15 protein-coding genes and 1 tRNA gene are annotated in these 16,897 nt (G+C 68.1%); 8 read left to right on the top strand and 8 right to left on the bottom strand.

Annotated elements, in window-relative coordinates; genetic code table 11:
- Positions 1 to 4: 4 nt before the first annotated feature.
- The 4 genes from BOQ54_RS02520 to BOQ54_RS02505 form a co-directional block, all read right to left on the bottom strand.
- Complete coding sequence (locus BOQ54_RS02520) at positions 5 to 1,033, bottom strand: esterase-like activity of phytase family protein (RefSeq protein ID WP_071923179.1); 1,029 nt, start codon at positions 1,031 to 1,033, stop codon at positions 5 to 7.
- Entirely contained in the window at positions 1,030 to 2,931 is a 1,902-nt protein-coding gene (gene cobT / locus BOQ54_RS02515; protein WP_063188188.1) for a cobaltochelatase subunit CobT, read from the bottom strand. The genes BOQ54_RS02520 and cobT overlap by 4 nt, the downstream gene beginning before the upstream one ends.
- Positions 2,932 to 2,953: 22 nt before the next feature.
- Entirely contained in the window at positions 2,954 to 3,943 is a 990-nt protein-coding gene (cobS, locus tag BOQ54_RS02510) for a cobaltochelatase subunit CobS (RefSeq protein WP_055459756.1), read from the bottom strand.
- Between the two features lie 161 nt (positions 3,944 to 4,104).
- Positions 4,105 to 4,725, bottom strand: coding sequence for a J domain-containing protein (locus BOQ54_RS02505; protein WP_063188185.1), 621 nt, complete (start codon positions 4,723 to 4,725; stop codon positions 4,105 to 4,107).
- Positions 4,726 to 4,804: 79 nt separating this feature from the next.
- Here BOQ54_RS02505 and BOQ54_RS02500 point away from each other — a divergent pair, with 79 nt between their 5' ends.
- Positions 4,805 to 5,071: a BolA family protein gene (locus BOQ54_RS02500; protein WP_096335248.1), complete on the top strand. Its 267-nt coding sequence runs from the start codon at positions 4,805 to 4,807 to the stop codon at positions 5,069 to 5,071.
- Positions 5,072 to 5,161: 90 nt separating this feature from the next.
- On the opposite strand, the gene BOQ54_RS02495 is transcribed toward BOQ54_RS02500, so the two are convergent.
- Together BOQ54_RS02495 and BOQ54_RS02490 are read right to left on the bottom strand one after the other, a co-directional pair.
- Positions 5,162 to 6,328: an acetyl-CoA acetyltransferase gene (locus BOQ54_RS02495; RefSeq protein WP_063188181.1), complete on the bottom strand. Its 1,167-nt coding sequence runs from the start codon at positions 6,326 to 6,328 to the stop codon at positions 5,162 to 5,164.
- Positions 6,329 to 6,404: 76 nt separating this feature from the next.
- Positions 6,405 to 7,307, bottom strand: a complete 903-nt coding sequence (locus BOQ54_RS02490) for a DMT family transporter (protein ID WP_083585876.1) — start codon at positions 7,305 to 7,307, stop codon at positions 6,405 to 6,407.
- Positions 7,308 to 7,537: 230 nt separating this feature from the next.
- Between BOQ54_RS02490 and BOQ54_RS02485 the strand changes: the two genes are divergently transcribed.
- The 4 genes from BOQ54_RS02485 to BOQ54_RS02470 all read left to right on the top strand — a co-directional run bounded on the left by BOQ54_RS02485 (position 7,538) and on the right by BOQ54_RS02470 (position 12,768).
- A complete protein-coding gene (locus tag BOQ54_RS02485; protein WP_071923178.1) occupies positions 7,538 to 8,815 on the top strand; it encodes a D-alanyl-D-alanine carboxypeptidase family protein in 1,278 nt (425 codons plus the stop codon).
- Positions 8,816 to 8,983: 168 nt separating this feature from the next.
- Positions 8,984 to 10,168: a CobW family GTP-binding protein gene (locus tag BOQ54_RS02480; protein WP_071924370.1), complete on the top strand. Its 1,185-nt coding sequence runs from the start codon at positions 8,984 to 8,986 to the stop codon at positions 10,166 to 10,168.
- Between the two features lie 112 nt (positions 10,169 to 10,280).
- Positions 10,281 to 11,525, top strand: a complete 1,245-nt coding sequence (locus BOQ54_RS02475) for a GNAT family N-acetyltransferase (protein WP_083585875.1) — start codon at positions 10,281 to 10,283, stop codon at positions 11,523 to 11,525.
- Between the two features lie 697 nt (positions 11,526 to 12,222).
- Positions 12,223 to 12,768 (top strand): hypothetical protein, encoded by a 546-nt coding sequence (locus BOQ54_RS02470; protein WP_055459762.1) that lies wholly within the window; start codon positions 12,223 to 12,225, stop codon positions 12,766 to 12,768.
- Between the two features lie 206 nt (positions 12,769 to 12,974).
- On the opposite strand, the gene BOQ54_RS02465 is transcribed toward BOQ54_RS02470, so the two are convergent.
- Positions 12,975 to 13,049: transfer RNA gene (locus BOQ54_RS02465), tRNA-Gly, on the bottom strand.
- A 187-nt stretch (positions 13,050 to 13,236) separates the two neighbouring features.
- Here BOQ54_RS02465 and BOQ54_RS19940 point away from each other — a divergent pair.
- From BOQ54_RS19940 to BOQ54_RS02455, 3 genes are all read left to right on the top strand, one after another.
- Positions 13,237 to 13,410: a hypothetical protein gene (locus tag BOQ54_RS19940; RefSeq protein ID WP_157672339.1), complete on the top strand. Its 174-nt coding sequence runs from the start codon at positions 13,237 to 13,239 to the stop codon at positions 13,408 to 13,410.
- 120 nt (positions 13,411 to 13,530) lie between these two features.
- Positions 13,531 to 14,772 (top strand): GNAT family N-acetyltransferase, encoded by a 1,242-nt coding sequence (locus BOQ54_RS02460; protein ID WP_055459763.1) that lies wholly within the window; start codon positions 13,531 to 13,533, stop codon positions 14,770 to 14,772.
- 3 nt (positions 14,773 to 14,775) lie between these two features.
- Positions 14,776 to 15,708: a cupin-like domain-containing protein gene (locus BOQ54_RS02455; RefSeq protein WP_055459764.1), complete on the top strand. Its 933-nt coding sequence runs from the start codon at positions 14,776 to 14,778 to the stop codon at positions 15,706 to 15,708.
- Positions 15,709 to 15,768: 60 nt separating this feature from the next.
- On the opposite strand, the gene BOQ54_RS02450 is transcribed toward BOQ54_RS02455, so the two are convergent.
- Positions 15,769 to 16,869: a 2'-deoxycytidine 5'-triphosphate deaminase gene (locus BOQ54_RS02450; RefSeq protein WP_055459765.1), complete on the bottom strand. Its 1,101-nt coding sequence runs from the start codon at positions 16,867 to 16,869 to the stop codon at positions 15,769 to 15,771.
- Positions 16,870 to 16,897: the final 28 nt, after the last annotated feature.

The following is a 16,897-nucleotide window of genomic DNA, read 5'->3' as shown; positions in this document are numbered from 1 at the left end:
GCGCCTAGGGTGCCAGGGCGAATTCCAGCAGCAGCGTGCGCTGCATCATCGAGAAATTGTTGTCGGAGATGACGGTGAGGATGGTCTCGCCCGCGGCGCCGCGGCGCACGGCGAGCCCCTCCATGTTGTCGATCTCGTAGCCGTTGTCCGCCTCGATGAGCGCCGTGCCGTCGAGGACGGCGCCCGGCACGAGCGCCCGTCCCTCGATGTGCCGGATGCGCATGCCGATGCTGAAGGGCGGCACGTAGCGCCGCTCCAGCACGATCAGATCGCCGCCGGGCAGGAAGGCGAGATCCGTCACGTCGAAGCCGTCCCGCCGGCCGAACGCGAACCGGCCGGGCCGCCGCCCGCCGATGATGAAGCCGGCCGTCTCGTCCTCGCCCGAGCGCTCGGCAATGGCGACGATGGCACCGGCGACGGGGCTGCCGCGCGGCGCGACGCCGATGGCCTCGAGCCCGCGGTTGCGGGGCAGGCGACGTGCCTCGTCCGGCACGGCAAGACGTTCGGCGCGTGCCGCGACGCCCGACCGGGCCCAGTCGAACTTCAGGATCTGGTGCACGCGCTCGACGCCGACATAGGCGGTGCCGCCGGCGATCGTGAGGCTCTCGGTGTCGTAAGCCGATGTTGCCGCCAGCGGCACGCCGTTGCCGGCGAGCATCGGCGCCATCACCGCCTCGGCGAGGCCGACGAGGCGATCGCCCTGGCGCTCCGGCCGGGCGACGAGCCATTCGGCCGCATCGGAGATCGCGACGAGCCGGCCGTCGTCCGCGAAAGCAAGGCCGGAAAAGCCACCGAATCCCTCATAATCCGCCTTGAGCTGCAGCCCGCCGCGAAAGACGAGCGCGCCGAAGCGCTGGCGGCCGGGATCGCCCGGACGGAAGGCGTCGATGCGGCGCGCCTCGACATTGAGGCGCACCGGCCCGTCCGGCACCGGCGGGCGGGCATTGACGCGGTGCAGCCCGAAGGCGGCGAGACCCGCGGTCGCCAGCCCGCCCCCGAGGAGGGCGCGGCGCGTCGGCCACAGCCATCTCATGCGTGGAGGCGCTGGCGTCGGCCGGCGACGGGCGAGGCGCGGCTCGCCGTCTCGTCGAACAGCTCGGCAAGCTTCTCGGTCATCACGCCGCCGAGTTCCTCGGCGTCGACGATGGTGACCGCACGACGGTAATAGCGGGTGACGTCGTGGCCAATGCCGATGGCGATGAGCTCGACGGGCGAGCGCTCCTCGATCTCCGCAATGACGTGGCGCAGATGGCGCTCGAGATAGTTGCCCGGATTGACGGACAGGGTCGAATCGTCGACCGGCGCGCCATCCGAGATCACCATCAGGATGCGGCGCTGTTCGGGCCGCACCAGGAGGCGCTTGTGCGCCCAATCCAGCGCCTCCCCGTCGATGTTCTCCTTGAGGAGGCCCTCCCGCATCATCAGGCCGAGATTGCGCCGGGCACGGCGCCAGGGCGCGTCGGCCGCCTTGTAGACGATGTGGCGCAGGTCGTTGAGGCGACCGGGATTGGCCGGCTTACCGGACTGGAGCCACAGCTCGCGCGACTGCCCGCCCTTCCAGGCGCGCGTCGTGAAACCGAGGATCTCCACCTTGACACCGCAGCGCTCCAGCGTGCGGGCGAGGACGTCGGCGCAGGTTGCGGCCACCGTGATCGGCCGCCCGCGCATGGAGCCCGAATTGTCGATGAGCAGGCTCACCACCGTATCGCGGAAGTCGGTGTCCTTCTCGCGCTTGAAGGAGAGCGGCTGGAACGGATCCGTCACCACGCGCGGCAGACGCGCGGGGTCCAGCATCCCCTCTTCGAGGTCGAATTCCCAAGCCCGGTTCTGCTGCGCGAGAAGGCGCCGCTGCAGGCGGTTGGCGAGACGCGCCACGACGCCCTGGAGATTGGCGAGCTGCTTGTCGAGATAGCCGCGCAGCCGCGCCAGCTCCTCGGCATCGCAGAGCTCCTCGGCGGCAACCGTCTCGTCGAAGCGCGTCGAGAAGGCCTTGTATTCCGGGCCGCGCGGCTCGTTGGACAGCGATGTCGGCGGGCGGCGAGATTCGCCGGCATCGTCTGCCTCCGAAACATCGGCATCGTCGGGCATCTCACCGGAGGGCGCCTCGGCGGCCTCGCTCATGCCCTCCTCGAGCTCCTGCATGGCCTCGGCGGCGCTCTCCGACTCGCCGCCCTCATCCTGCGACTGGCGCTCGCCCTCGCCCTCGTTCTCGTCCTGCTGCTGGTCGGACTTGTCCTCGCTGTCCTCGTCCGCCTCGTCCTCGGCGTCGAGATCCGTCTCGTCGGCCATGTCGAGGCTTACGAGAATGTCACGCACGCCGCGGGCGAACAGGCGTTGGTCCTCCACCGACGCAACCAGCCTGTCGAGCTCGCGGCTCGCCTTGTCCTCGACCACGTCGCGCCAGATGTCGACGAGCTTGCGCGCGGACGGCGGCGGGCGCTGGCCGGTCAGCCGCTCGCGCACGATCATGGCGACCGCCTCCTCGATGGGCGCATCACTGCGATCGGCGACGTCCTGCATGTTCGCGCGGTGGCAACGGTCCTCGAGCATCGCCGAGAGATTGGCGGCGACACCGCTCATGCGCCGCGCGCCAATGGCCTCGACACGCGCCTGCTCGACGGCATCGAACAGCGCCCGCGCAGCCTGCCCGTCCGGGGCAAAGCGACGATGCACGGCCTCGTCGTGACAGGCAAGCCGGAGCGCCATCGCATCGGCATGGCCGCGCAGGATGGCGGCGTCCGCCTCGCTCATGCGGCGCGGCGGCTCGGGCAGGCGCGCGCGCTCGCCGACGAGTGCCGGCCGATCCACGGCAAAAGCGACGTCGAGCTCCGGCCGACGAGAGATGGCCCGCATCGTGCCGGCGACGGCGCGCTTCAGCGGCTCGCTCGGCGCCTCCTTCGACGTGGCGGGCTTGCGGTTGGAGATGCTCACGGCGCTGCCCTCTCGTCTCCCGTCAGCTCAGGGCGACGTTGACAGCCGATTCCGGCAAGTCCTTGCCGAAGCAGCGCTGGTAGAACTCCGCCACCAGCGGCCGCTCCAGCTCGTCACACTTGTTGAGGAAGGTGACGCGGAAGGCAAAGCCGATGTCGTCGAAGATGTCCGCGTTCTCGGCCCAGGTGATGACCGTGCGCGGGCTCATGACCGTCGACAGGTCGCCATTGATGAAGGCGTTGCGCGTCAGGTCCGCCAGCCGCACCATCTTGTTGACGATGTCGCGACCCTCACCGCTCTGGTAGTGCTTGGCCTTGGCGAGGACGATCGCCACTTCCTTGTCGTGCGGCAGGTAGTTGAGCGTCGTCACGATCGACCAGCGGTCCATCTGGCCCTGGTTGATCTGCTGCGTGCCGTGGTAGAGGCCCGAGGTGTCGCCGAGGCCGATGGTATTGGCCGTGGAGAACAGGCGGAAGGCCGGATGCGGGCGGATAACGCGCTTCTGGTCGAGCAGCGTCAGCTTGCCGGACAGTTCCAGCACGCGCTGGATGACGAACATCACGTCCGGACGGCCCGCATCGTATTCGTCGAAGACGAGGGCGACGTTGTGCTGCAGCGCCCAGGGCAGGATGCCGTCCTGGAACTCGGTGACCTGCTTGCCTTCCTTGAGCACGATCGCGTCCTTGCCGACGAGGTCGACGCGGCTCACATGGCTGTCGAGATTGATGCGCACGCAGGGCCAGTTGAGGCGCGCCGCGACCTGCTCGATATGCGTCGACTTGCCGGTGCCGTGATAGCCCGTGACCATGACACGGCGGTTGCGGGCAAAGCCCGCGAGGATGGCGAGCGTCGTCTCCCGGTCGAACAGATAGTCGGGATCGAGGTCGGGCACGTGTTCTTCGGGCGTCGAATAGGCCGGCACCTCGAGATCGGTGTCGATGCCGAAGACCTGCCGCACGGATAGCTTCATGTCGGGCAGGGAATTCGCGCTCGTATCGGTGGTCGCTTGCATGGCTCCTCACAATCGGCGGGACCTCCCGCCGCGTCGCGGCAGAGTTTCACCGCCTCCGCCCGCGGGCAAGCCCAAATATATCGATATGACTCTCGATATAGGCTCGCGCCGGCGCGCACAAATCACCATGCGTCATCGTGACCGTCACGACGACAGGTGGTTCAGCACAAGCCGACCGTCTTCAGGGTATTGTAGGCGCGGATGATCTCCTGCAGCCGCGCCTCGAAGGACCGGTCGCCGCCGTTGGCATCGGGGTGAAAACGTTTCACGAGCTGCTTGTAGCGCGCCTTTATCGCGGCTGCATCCGCCACCTCCTCGAGCCCGAGGGTATCGAGGGCCTGGGCCGCTGGCGCGGACAGGCGCCGAACCGGCTCGGCACGGCGAGCCGCGCCCTGTGCCTCGCGGGCGCCGGCGAAGAAATCGAACGGATCGATCACCTCGGCCTCGTCATCGGCCCTGGCATAGGCGGCCGAGCGCATGCGTGCGGTGCCGTTAACGCCCATCTTCCATGTCGGCCGGTGGCCGATGACCGAATCCTTCTGGTAGGCGGCGACGGCATCCTCGCTCATGCCGGCGAAATAATTGTAGGACTGGTTATAGGCGCGCACATGCTCAAGGCAGAACCGAAAGTACTGGCCCTCCTGCCCCCGCCCTTTCGGTGCCCGGTGCAGGCCAAGGCCCGCGCAGCCCGGATGCTCGCACACCGGGTCGTCGCGACGCGCCGTCTCCTCCGCCGCGGGGCGGACACGGATGCGATCGAAGAGGGGCGAGTTGAGATTCATGACTCAAAGCTTATGTGAGACGCGGTTGTCAGAACAAGTGCCGCAGAGACACAGCGGCGTTGCAATGCAGGGGGCACCCATGGGCTTGAAGGACGACATCGGCGCCAAACTCACGGCGGGGCTCTCCCCCACCCACATCACGGTCACGGACGAATCGGGCAACCACATCGGCCATTCCGGCTGGCGTCCGGGCGGCGAGACGCATTTTCGCGTCGAGATCACCGCCCCGGCCTTCGCCGGCAAGAGCCGCGTCGAACGTCACCGCATGGTCAACGCCCTTCTCGCCGAGGAGTTCGCCAACGGCATGCACGCGCTGGCCGTGACCGCGCGGGCGCCGGGAGAATAGATGGATAGGCAATAGGCAATAGGCAATAGGCAGTCGGATCCCCCCGACTGCCTATTGCCAACGGCCTGAGGTCGCGGCTCGGCCGCGACTTTACTTGATGCGCTCGAGCACCGACACGTAGTTGGCGACTGCCGCCCCGCCCATGTTGAAGATGCCGGCAAGGGTCGCGCCTGGCACCTGGATGCCCCCGGCCTCGCCGCACAGCTGCATGGCGGAGAGCGCGTGCATGGAGACGCCCGTCGCGCCGATGGGATGGCCCTTGGCCTTGAGGCCGCCGGAGGGATTGACCGGCAGGCGCCCGCCCTTCTCCGTCCAGCCCTCCTTGATGGCGCGCGCGCCCTCGCCCTCGGGCACGAGGCCCATGGCCTCGTATTCGATGAGCTCGGCGATGGTGAAGCAATCGTGCGTCTCGACGAAGGACAGGTCGTCGAGCGTCAGGCCGGCGCGGTCGAGCGCATCGGCCCAGGCCTTGGCGCAGCCCTCGAACTTGAGGATATCGCGGCGCGACAGGGGCAGGAAGTCCTGGGCATGGGCCGTGCTGCGGAAAGCGACGGCCCGGCGCATCTTCAAGGCCGTCTCAATGTCGGCGAGGACGATGGCGGCCGCGCCATCGGAGACGAGGGAGCAGTCCGTGCGCTTCAGCGGCCCTGCGACGATGGGGTTCTTCTCGCTCTCGGCGCGGCAGAAGTCGAAGCCGAGATCCTTGCGCATCTGGGCGTAGGGGTTGTCGACGCCGTTCCTGTGGTTCTTGGCCGCGATCATGGCGAGCGCGTCGGACTGGTCGCCGTGGCGCTGGAAATAGGCAGCGGCGATCTTGCCGAAGACGCCGGCGAAGCCGCCGGTGATGTCGCCTTCCTCTTTGAGATAGGAGGCCTTGAGCAGGTTCTTGCCGATCTCGGGACCGGGCGTCGTCGTCATCTGCTCGACGCCGACGACAAGCACGACGCGCGCATCACGGGCGGCGATGGTCTTGAGGCCCTGCTGGACGGCGGCCGAGCCGGTGGCGCAGGCGTTCTCGACGCGCGTGGCCGGCTTGAAGCGGAACGCGGGATCGGCCTGCAGCACGAGCGAGGCCGTGAAGTCCTGCTGCGAGAAGCCGCCGTTGAAATGGCCGAGCACGATCTCGTCGACATCGTCGGCGCCGATGCCGGCATGGGCGAGCGCCTCGTTGGCGACGCGGACGATGAGGCTTTCGACGCTCTCGCTGTCGAGCTTGCCGAACGGCGTATGGGCCCAGCCGACGATTGCCGCGGTCATTCCTGTTATCCTCCCATCATTGTGCGGCGCACTGTGCACCCGCCTATGACGGGTCGCAACCCGATTATCGCTCATATCACTGTGCGGCGAAGAGCATGGCGACGCCAAGGCAGACGAGGAGCATGCCGGCGATCTCGCGCCGCGACGCGGACTGGGCGAAGAGGCGCCGCGCCGCGATCTGGGCGAAGAACACCTCGACGAGGGCGAGGGTGCGCACGTTGGCTGCACTCGTGAGCGAGAAGCCGACGAACCAGAACTGCGAGGCGAGCGCGCCCATGAAGCCGGCAAAGAGCGACGGCCGCCAGGCCCGGAAGCTGCCGATGAGCGCCCCCCTGTCGAAGAGGGCGAGATAGGCGAGGAGCACCAGCGTCTGGATGCCGAGCCCGAAGACGAGCGTCGTCGTCGCCCGCACCAGGAACGAGCCTTCCGGCAGGGCGAGGATGGCGCCGCGGAAGCCGATGGCGGCGAGCGCGAAACACGCGCCGGAGGCGATGCCGGCGAGCGCCGGCCCGCCGCGGGCAAGGGAGGTGAGGCGGCTGCCCGGCTTCACCGACATCATGACGACGCCGAGCGTCGCGACGACGACCGCGCCGGCGCCGAGCATGGTCAGCCGGTCGCCGAGGACGATGAGGCCGAAGAGGGCGACCTGCACCGGCTCGCTCTTGGTATAGGCGATGGTGACGGCGAAGCCCTCGCGGCGCATGGCGGCGAGCATGAGCGCGGTCGCCGCGATCTGGGCCAGCGCACCGGCCGTGACAAAAGCGAGGAAGCCCGCGCCCGGCGCCGGCAAACCCTCCCCCGTCACGGCGGTGACAAGCCCGAGGAAGATGAGGGCGAAGGGAAAGCCATAGAGGAAGCGCACCTGGGTCGCGCCGACCGTGCCGAGCACATCGGTCAGGCTGCGCTGCATGGCATTGCGCAGGGTCTGCGCGGCGGCGGCCGCGATGGTGGCGGGAATCCACAGAAGGGCTGTGACCACGGCGAAACTGTCCGGTGAAACGCGGATGTGGAAGACGCCACCGTCCGCCCGGACGCTGCCGCAATTGCTGTCTACAGGCCGCTGCGACCCTATGCAAATCAGACGATACAGGTTACGACTGACCAGCGAAAACGCTTGCCTTCCGGGTTGGACGCCAGGAAGGACTGCTTCGGGCCGCATCGCACCACGGTGTCGGCCATGCGCCGGCAGGCGACCCGGACAGGTTCGATATGACAACCGCTCTCTTCTCGCGAACGGCTGCACCTCTTTTTTCCGGTCTTGCGGCACTCCTTCTCTCGGTCTCCATGGCGCTGGCCGCACCGGCCATCGTGGTCGATGCCGGCTCCGGCCGCGTGCTACACGCGGAGGATGCAACGCTCGCCTGGTATCCGGCCTCGATCACCAAGCTCATGACGACCTATGTCGTGCTCAGCGAGATCCGCGCCGGGCGCATCACCTTCGAGACGCCGCTGACGGTGAGCGCGACGGCCACGGCGGTGATCCCATCCAAGATGGGCTTCAAGCCCGGGACCGAGGTGACGGTCGACAACGCCCTGAAGATGATCATGGTCAAGTCGGCCAACGACATGGCCGTAGCGCTGGCGGAAGGCGTCGGCGGCTCCGTCGAGAACTTCGCCGCCATGATGAACGCTTCGGCCAGCCGGCTCGGCATGCACGACAGCTATTTCGTCAACCCGCACGGCCTGCCGGACGAGCGCCAGCGCACCAGCGCCCGCGACATGGCTGTGCTCGCCCGCGCCTTGCTGACGGAATTTCCCCAGTACAAGGATTACTTCGGCATCGGGGCGATCCGCTTCGGCAAGCGCATCATGCGCAACACCAACGGCCTCATCGGCCGCTATCCGGGTGCCGACGGCATGAAGACCGGCTTCATCTGTGCCTCCGGCTTCAACGTGGTTGCCACGGCGACGCGGAACGGGCGCACGCTGATCACGGTGGTACTGGGCGCGCACAACGCCACCGAGCGCACGATCCGCGCCGCCGCGCTCTTCGACAAGGGTTTCGCCAGCACCGGGTGGGCCGGTTCGACGTTGGAGGCGATGCCGGTCTCCTATACCTCGCCGCCGGACATGCGCGAGGCCGTCTGCGGCCGTAACCGCGGAACGGTGGGCGAGGATGGCGACGAGATGCAGACGGTGGAGGCTAATGCCGGCCTGTTCAACATCTTCTCGCCCTCACCCGGGCTCTCGAAGGTGATGGGCGACAAGCCGGGCACGCTCGGGCCGCGTGAGCCGACGACGCCCATCGACGTCTATGTCGGCCGCGCCCCAGGTGCCAAGGCTGCGCCGGCTGCCGTTGCCGCGACGCCACCAGCCGCTCGCGCCTTCGCGCCCAAGGAAGCGGAGGGCCCTGCGCTCAGCGGCAGCGGCCCGATGGTGCTTCAGGGGGCCGTCCGGCCGCCGCCGCGCCCCGTCATGAAGACGCAGGCCCCGGCGAAGAAGACCGTCCAGAAGACACCGCCGGCCCGGAAGGTGAGCGGCAACTAGCGTCCCGGACCGGTCGCGCCCACAGCACTGACCCGGTCTTGCGCTTGTCCATCGCGCGATAGATGTAATAGTAGAACATTGTCGCCGGCGCAGGGCCGGCGGCTTGCAATGCATGACGCGACCGCCGGCATGGCCGGTGGCCCGTCAGCCATGCGGGATTTTCTTTCCATGACCGCTGACCAGCCCAGCCGTCCGGCGCCGATCCCGCTCAATGTCGTCACCGGTTTCCTCGGGGCGGGGAAGACGACCCTGCTCAATCGCCTGCTGCGCGACCCATGGATGACGGACACCATCGTCATCATCAACGAATTTGGCGAGATCGGGCTCGATCATCTTTTCGTCGAGAAGGTGGACGAGGACCTGGTGCTGATGACGGCCGGCTGCCTGTGCTGCAGCATCCGCGGTGATCTCGTGGCAACGCTGGAGGACCTCCTGCGCAGGCGCGACAACGGCCGCATCCGGCCCTTCCGCCGTGTCGTCATCGAGACCACAGGCCTCGCCGATCCGGCCCCCATCCTGCACACGATCCTGCGCCACCCCTATCTCTCGATGCGCTATGCGCTCGACGGCGTCGTGACACTCGTCGACGCGGTCAATGGCGAGGCGACGCTCGATGCGCATGAGGAGGCGATGAAGCAGGCCGCCGTGGCCGATTGCCTCGTCCTGACCAAGGCCGATCTCCTGCGGGGCGATGACCTACGCAGGCTCGAGAGACTGACAGCGCGTCTTGGTGCCCTCAACCCCGCAGCGGACGTCGTGCGCGCGGACGATGCCACCGCGACCGCCGAGCGCCTTCTCGACCGCGGCCTCTACAGCCCGGATGGCAAGATCGGCGACGTCGCCCGCTGGCTCCGCGCCGAGGTCTTCGAGGACGCGCATCATCATGGCCATGGGCACGATCAGCATGGCCACCATGATCATAACCATCATCATCACGACGATCATGGCCACGGCCACCACCAGCACGACGTCAACCGGCATGATGCGCGCATCCGCGCCTTCTGCCTGACGAGCGACCGACCGATCCCGGCCCCCTCCTTCGATCTCTTCCTTGACCTGCTGCGCTCGGCGCACGGGCCGAACCTGCTGCGCGTCAAGGGCCTCGTCGCTGTAAAGGAGGAGCCGGAGCATCCGGTCGTCATCCACGGCGTGCAACATATCTTCCACCCGCCGGTCGTGCTCGACGCCTGGCCGGACGGGGACCGGCGCACCCGCATCGTCTTCATCCTGCGCGACCTCGACGAAAGCTTCGTCAGGCGCCTGTGGGGCGCCTTCGACGGCACGCCTGCCGTCGACACGCCCGATGCTCAGGCGCTCACCGACAATCCGCTCGCCATCGGCGGAAGCCGCTGAGCCTCTGGAGCGGCTTTCCGGCACGCCCCCTGCTATGGCAATAGGCGACCGCTCCAGGACGGCAACATCCGTCCCGGTACGGGACGCCAGGCACAAGCGGGACCGGGCCGCCATGGAACAGAATGTCGTCCGTTTCAGATTCGGCGCGGTGATCGCCCCGGCTGGCTCGCCGTGTCCGGTGGCGCCCGGCAAGGACGAAAAAACGGGCCGCGATGATGTGGGTTGCCTTGTCATCGAAGAGCGCGCTGGCGCCCGGCTCGGCGACATCGCCGATGCGTGGGACGATCTCGCCCGCCGCGCTCTGGAGCGCAATGTCTTCGTCGAGCGGGCCTTCGCCCTCGCCGCGATGCAGCACATTGCGGGAGGGCAGGCCACCTCGGCCCTCCTCGTCTGGCGCGAACGCGGCGACGGCCGGCAGCTTGCCGGCCTCCTCCTTCTCGCCGCGCGACGGCGCCTCGACGTGCCCGGCCTCCTGCGCGGCTGGCATGTCCCACTCTCGGGTCTCGGCACACCGCTGATCGATGCCGACAGTTCCGAGGCCGTGGCCGCCGCAATCATCGATCACCTCTGCCGCCGCTCACGCGCCGGTGCCGGCCTCGTCCTGCCGATGCTGGCCACCAAGGGCCCGGTGGCGATGACCTTTGCGGCGGCCGCCCGCGCCCGCGGCCTGCCGGTGGAGGCGCTCGACCGGCACGAGCGCGCCGTCCTCGACGGCGGGCAGGATGCCGAACGCCTCCTGCAAATCAACCTCTCGGCGAAGAAGCTGAAAGACCTGCGACGGCAACTGCGCCGGCTGGGCGACCATGGCCGGGTGCGGATCGAGGAGGCGCGTGACCCACAAAGCGTGCGGGATGCGACCGAGGTGTTCCTCGGCCTCGAGGCCTCGGGCTGGAAGGGCACGCGCGGCACCGCCCTCCTGCAAGACCGCGGCACGGCGACCTTCGTGCGGACGATGACGCGGCTGCTAGCGCGCGAGGGGCGCTGCCATGTCGAGACGCTCTTGGTCGGCGAGATGCCGGTGGCGGCAGCCCTCGTGCTGCAGAGCGCAGACCAGGCCTGGTTCTGGAAGATCGCCTATGACGAGCGCTTCGCCCGCTTCTCCCCGGGCGTGCAGCTCACGCTCGCGCTCACCCACCGGCAATTGGCCGAAACCACCCTTACCCGCACGGATTCCTGCGCCATCGCGGACCACCCCATGATCGACCGTCTCTGGTCCGAACGGATGGCCGTCGCCGATCTCTTCATCGGACTGCACCGGGCGGACGATGTCCGGACGCGGATGACCTTGCGGTTCGAATTGATGCGTCGGTGGCTGCATGGCGCGGCGAAGCGCACGTACCACATGCTCAAACCGTAAAGGCCAACAGCTTGTTGATCCTGTCCCGCGCGACGGCGCTGAGGTCGTGAAGCATCAGGGGTGGCACTTGGGGCGATGAAGGGGTCGCATTGCATTTGAACCGCAAAACGTCCTTTCGCATCTTCTGAATAGCGGCGCAGATCTTCATCAGCTCATTTAGGGGCCAACATCAGACCATTTGACAGGCTTCAACATGATGGATCGCAGTCCGCGCGTCGGCCAGACGACACCGCCAAGTCCCGCTCCGACCTTTCAGACGCCTCCCCCATTTCCGCCCCTCGTACTGCTTTCGCCGAACGGTCTCCACGAATGCGGGCACACGCCACCGGCGTCACCGCCTGCCGATGTTCGTTCCTGGGATTCGACTACGGCTCTGGGCGCTGGCGGGCGCGGGACAGCCGAGGTTCCGTCCAGCCTTCCGGCCCCGCACCGATCCCGGCCGGATGCATCACCGGGCACGGCCGTGTCCGGCGCGAGCCCGGTTTCCATCGAACGGCCCGGGTCGGTCATGGCTGCTCAGCAAACGCTTGGGGCGGCTCCTCAAGCTCCAGATACCCCGGCTGCGCACGACCGGGCCGGCTCGAGTATGTCGCGCACGACCACACTGGAGACAGCGGAGTCTCCCACAACCAGCACTGCGGCTGCAATCCAAAGGGCGCTCGACGCATATGACGGGCAACTCGCTCGCATACGTCCCATGCTGACGCCCTTGGAGCACGCAATATTGGATCGTCCCCATCAGAACAACAAGGATCTCGCGCGCGCGAACAACGTTAGCGAACATACTGTCTGGGAGAGGCGGCAGGCGTTTCTCCGGTGCGGGCTTGTCACCACAGCCGCTTATGGCGGCGTTCAAGAGAACCGCATCGAACGCCAGAAGATCGGCGAAGCCTTAAAGAAGCGCCCGTGGATCGAGTCGAAAGACCTCGCGAAGCAACTCAATGTGAGCTATCCGCTGGTTCAATCCGAGCGGCGCATCAAGGAAAGGACGGATCAATTCAGGTGGGCTTTAGGGTTGGCAGACGAGCCACCGGCGGCAAGACAGCGCCCGCCGACGCAAGTGTTACCGGTTTGGACGGTCCCGCGGCCGGATGGAACGCTCCTCACAGTGCGCCCCGAGGATCGGCAGGAGGTCCTCGATCGATTGCATCCGGGTGCCACCACCTATGAGCTTCTTGAACCCCTCGAGCGCCGGTACGGCCCTATCGGGTACAGCACCCTCAACAGATGGCTTGGCCTTTAGGACGAGCGCAGCACCGCGGCCTGCCGCGGCGTCGATCACGTCCAACCGGGCTGCAACGACGACGCCGGCAGCGCGTCCTGCCCCGGGCACAGGCAGAAGCACGCCGGGCTTCTCGCTCCCGAGCGGCCCGCTTCGGCTTTGTCTGGCCCCGATCCGTCTCCCCAGGGAGCGGGACGGCGCCCCGGTCCTCGGGCTGGTTGCGTCTCTGGAGCGGGCGAAGGGAATCGAACCCTCGACATACAGCTTGGGAAGCTGTCGTTCTACCACTGAACTACACCCGCGAAGCCGGTGCGCGGCCCGTCGCGCGGTCGTCGCAGTGCAACGATGGCGACGTCTTTCCATAGCCGGTTCCGGAGCGGCTGTCACTATGCGGCATCGCAACGCCCGCGCCGCATCCCCCAGATTTCTCATTCGCCTTCGTTGCGGATGGCACCCCGCCTCTGCCATGCTGCAATCGGAGGTGTGCCGATGGACGACCCATCCGATGTTCCGCCGGGCTGGGAGAGCCGTCGCGAGCGGCGCCTTTGGCTCATCGCCTATGTCGCCATGGTGATCGTCGTCGGCCTCGGCGCCGCGCGCCAGCTCCACAAGCTGTACGGCAGGCCCGGGCCGGCTTCGACGGCGGTCACCGATACGCGCTGATCCGTCCGAGCAGACGGGTCCCCCGCCGGCACGATCCCTGCGAGAGCTGGAGAGCGGGCCGTCGGAACGGCCGGAACCGTTTCACGGTGGGACAAACAGTTGCAGATCGGAACAGCCGGCATGGCACCCAAGGCCGCACACCCCTTGCAGAACGCGCCGCAGAAGCCGCACACCGCGCGCGGCACCATGGGCTGTGCTGCGCGCCCGAAAACGGCCTCCGGCGGCCGCTTTACCATCGAGCGGCAGCCCGCGGCCAAGCTCTCGGACATCGCAGAAGCCTGGGACGACCTCGCCCGCCGAGCCCTGGAACGCAACATCTTCACCGAACGGGCCTTCGCGCTCACAGCCGCGCTGCACATCGCCTCGGAACAGCACACGAGCGCCGTGCTCGTCTGGCGGGGCGACGGCAGGGCACCGCGCGATCTCCTCGGCCTCTTCCTCATCGATCGCCGACGGTTCGACGTACCCGGCGTGTCGCGCCTGTGGCACATGCCTTTCTGCGGCCTCGATACGCCACTGATCGACGCGGACAGCGCGGTGGCCGTCGCCGGTGCCTTCCTCGACCATATGGCGCAGCACGGCGCCCTGGCCGGCGGCATCCTGTTCCCGCTGCTTCCCGCCGAGGGCGCCGTGGCGCGGACGCTCGCAGCCGCGGCCGAGGCTCGGGACCTGCCGATGCGGCTCTTCGACCGCCACGAGCGGGCCGTGCTCAATGGCGGACACGCCCCGGAGGCATTCCAGGTAGCGAGCCTGCCCGGCAAGAAACTGAAGGAGCTGCGCCGCCAGCTGCGGCGGCTCGGCGAACTCGGCGAGGTGCACATCGAGACGGCGAGCGAGCCGCAGGCCGTGCGCGACGCCACCGAAATATTCCTGGCCCTCGAGGCGTCCGGCTGGAAGGCGGAGCGCGGCACCGCCCTGTTGCAATCCAGCGGCACGGCCACCTTCGTGCGCACCCTGACGCGGCTGCTCGCGAGCGAAGGCCGCTGCCGCGTCATCACGCTGCACGCCGGCGCGACGCCCGTCGCCGCGGGGCTCCTGCTGGATGCCGGCAGCCACAGCTGGTTCTGGAAGATCGCCTACGATGAGCAGTTTGCCCGCTTCTCGCCCGGGGTTCAGCTCACGCTGGCCCTCACCCGGTCCCAGCTCGAGCGCTCGACGGTGGAACGCACCGATTCCTGCGCCATCGCCGATCACCCGATGATCGACCACCTGTGGCCGGAACGGATGGCCGTCGCCGATCTCTTCGTCGGCCTGCGCCAGGAGGGCCACAGCCTCCCGATCGCTGTCGTCCGTCTCGAGCACCTGCGTCGCCGCCTGCGCGGCGCTGCCAAGCACGTCTACTACCGCCTGAAGGGATACTGACACATGATTGCCGAGATCATCGCCACCGAGGCCGATTTTGCCAGCCGCTTCCCCCGCGAGCCCTTCGCCACGCGCCACAACCTCGCCGACCACCCGTTGTTCTCGCTCACCGCGCTCGCGCGCCTCGCCAAGGCGCTGCCGCGCGACCGGGTGGAGTACAACGCCGGCGATGTCGCGCCGGGCGTCAAGCCGGAAGACGTGCCGACGCTGGACATGTCGGCCGAGGAGGTCGTGCACCGCATCGAGCAATGCAACGCCTGGATGGTGCTGAAGCGCGTCGAGGTGGAGCCCGCCTATCGTGCGCTGCTCGAGGAGGTCCTGACCGGCGTCGCCGAGAAGCTCGGCCACGGCTCCCTGGAAGAGGCCGGCTTCCATGACATCCAGGGCTTCGTCTTCGTCGCCTCCGCGAACGCGACCACGCCCTTCCATGTCGACCCGGAGGAGAACTTCTTCGTCCAGATCCGCGGGCCGAAGTTCTTCCACATCTTCGACAATCGCGACCGCTCGCTTCTGAGCGACGAGGAACTCGAGATGCTGCCCTCCAAGCACCGCAACAAGCGCTACGACCCGCGCCACGAGACAAAGGCGCAGGTCTTCTCGCTCCAGCCCGGCGACGGGCTCTTCGTGCCCCACCTGTGGCCGCACTGGGTGCGCACCGGCGACGGCCATTCCGTCTCCATGGCCATCACCTGGAAGTCGCCGCGGGCCGAGCGGCTCAATACCCTCCTGCGCGCCAACGGACTGCTGCGCAAATATGGCTGGCCACAACCCGCGCCGGGCACCAATCCGTTGATGGACGGCGTGAAGATCGCCGCCTATCGGACCATGCGCGCCGCCATCGAACCGCTGCGGCGTTCGGAGAGCATGCGCCGCACTCTGCGCGGCCTCGTGTTCGGGAGGCAGGCAAATTACTACTATGGTGAGAAGAAAGCCTGAGGCCCCATCCCACCGGCAGCACGGCCCTTGCGTCGCGCTCCGGCGCAACCGGTCAGCCGACTATACGTCCATGATGAAGTGCTTGGAGAGCTTCAACCCCTGCGCCTGGTAGTGCGAGCCGGCGCCGGCGCCGTAGAGCACGGCCGGGCGGGCGGCCATGCGCTCGTAGACGAGGCGGCCCACGATCTGCCCGTCCTCCAGGATGAAAGGCACGTCGCGCGAGCGCACCTCGAGCACGGCGCGGGCGCCCGAGCCGCCCGCCCCGGCATGACCGAACCCGGGATCGAAGAAACCCGCGTAGTGCACGCGGAACTCGCCGACCAACGGATCGAACGGCACCATCTCGGCCGCATAGTCCGGTGGCACGTGCACCGCTTCCTTGGACGCGAGGATGTAGAACTGGCCCGGATCGAGGATGATCTCGCCCTGGCCGCCAGCATAGAGCGGCTCCCAGAAGGCGCTCGCCTGATAGGCGCCGGGCCGGTCGACATCGACGAGGCCGGTGTGGCGCTTGGCGCGGTAGCCGACGAGGCGGCGCTCGCCGAAACCGGCTAGATCGACGCTGACGGCGACGCCAGCCTGGATAGAGGGCTCGTGCGAGGCGACCACCCGCGCCTCCTCATGCAGGGCGGCAAGCTCCGCGTCGCTCAGTCGGCAGGCGCCGTGGCGGAAGCGCAGTTGCGACAGGCGCGAACCCTGGCGCACCAGCACCGGGAAGGTGCGCGGCGAGATTTCGGCAAACAGCGCCCCCTCATAGCCGGCGTCGATGACATCGAACTCGCGGCCGTGGTCGGCGATGACGCGGGTGAAGACATCGAGGCGGCCGGTCGAGCTCTTGGGATTGGCCGCGGCGGCGAGCCCGGCGGGCAGCGCAAGCCCCTCCTGCAGCTCGGCGATGTAGACGCAGCCCGTCTCGAGCACGGCACCGCGCGTCAGATCGATCTCGTGCAGGGAGAGACCAGCGAGCCGCTCGCGCACCGAACGGCCGCGGCCGGGCAGGAAGCTCGCCCTGACGCGATAGGCCCGTGCGCCGAGGCGCAGGTCGAGGCTCGCCGGCTGGATCTGGTCCCCGTCGAAAGCGGCCGCGGCGCGGATCACGCCGGCCTCGGCGAAGGCGGCGATCGTCTCTGCAGGCTGGATGCCGGGAACGAGTGGAACCATGAAACCTCGCAGGAACCTCGCGGGGACA

Origin of the sequence: Chelatococcus daeguensis (assembly GCF_001887265.1) — a bacterium.
Classification (GTDB): Bacteria; Pseudomonadota; Alphaproteobacteria; order Rhizobiales; family Beijerinckiaceae; genus Chelatococcus_A; species Chelatococcus_A sambhunathii.
The sequence above is the reverse complement of the archived record's forward strand: the minus strand, read 5'-3'. Positions and strand labels throughout refer to the sequence as shown.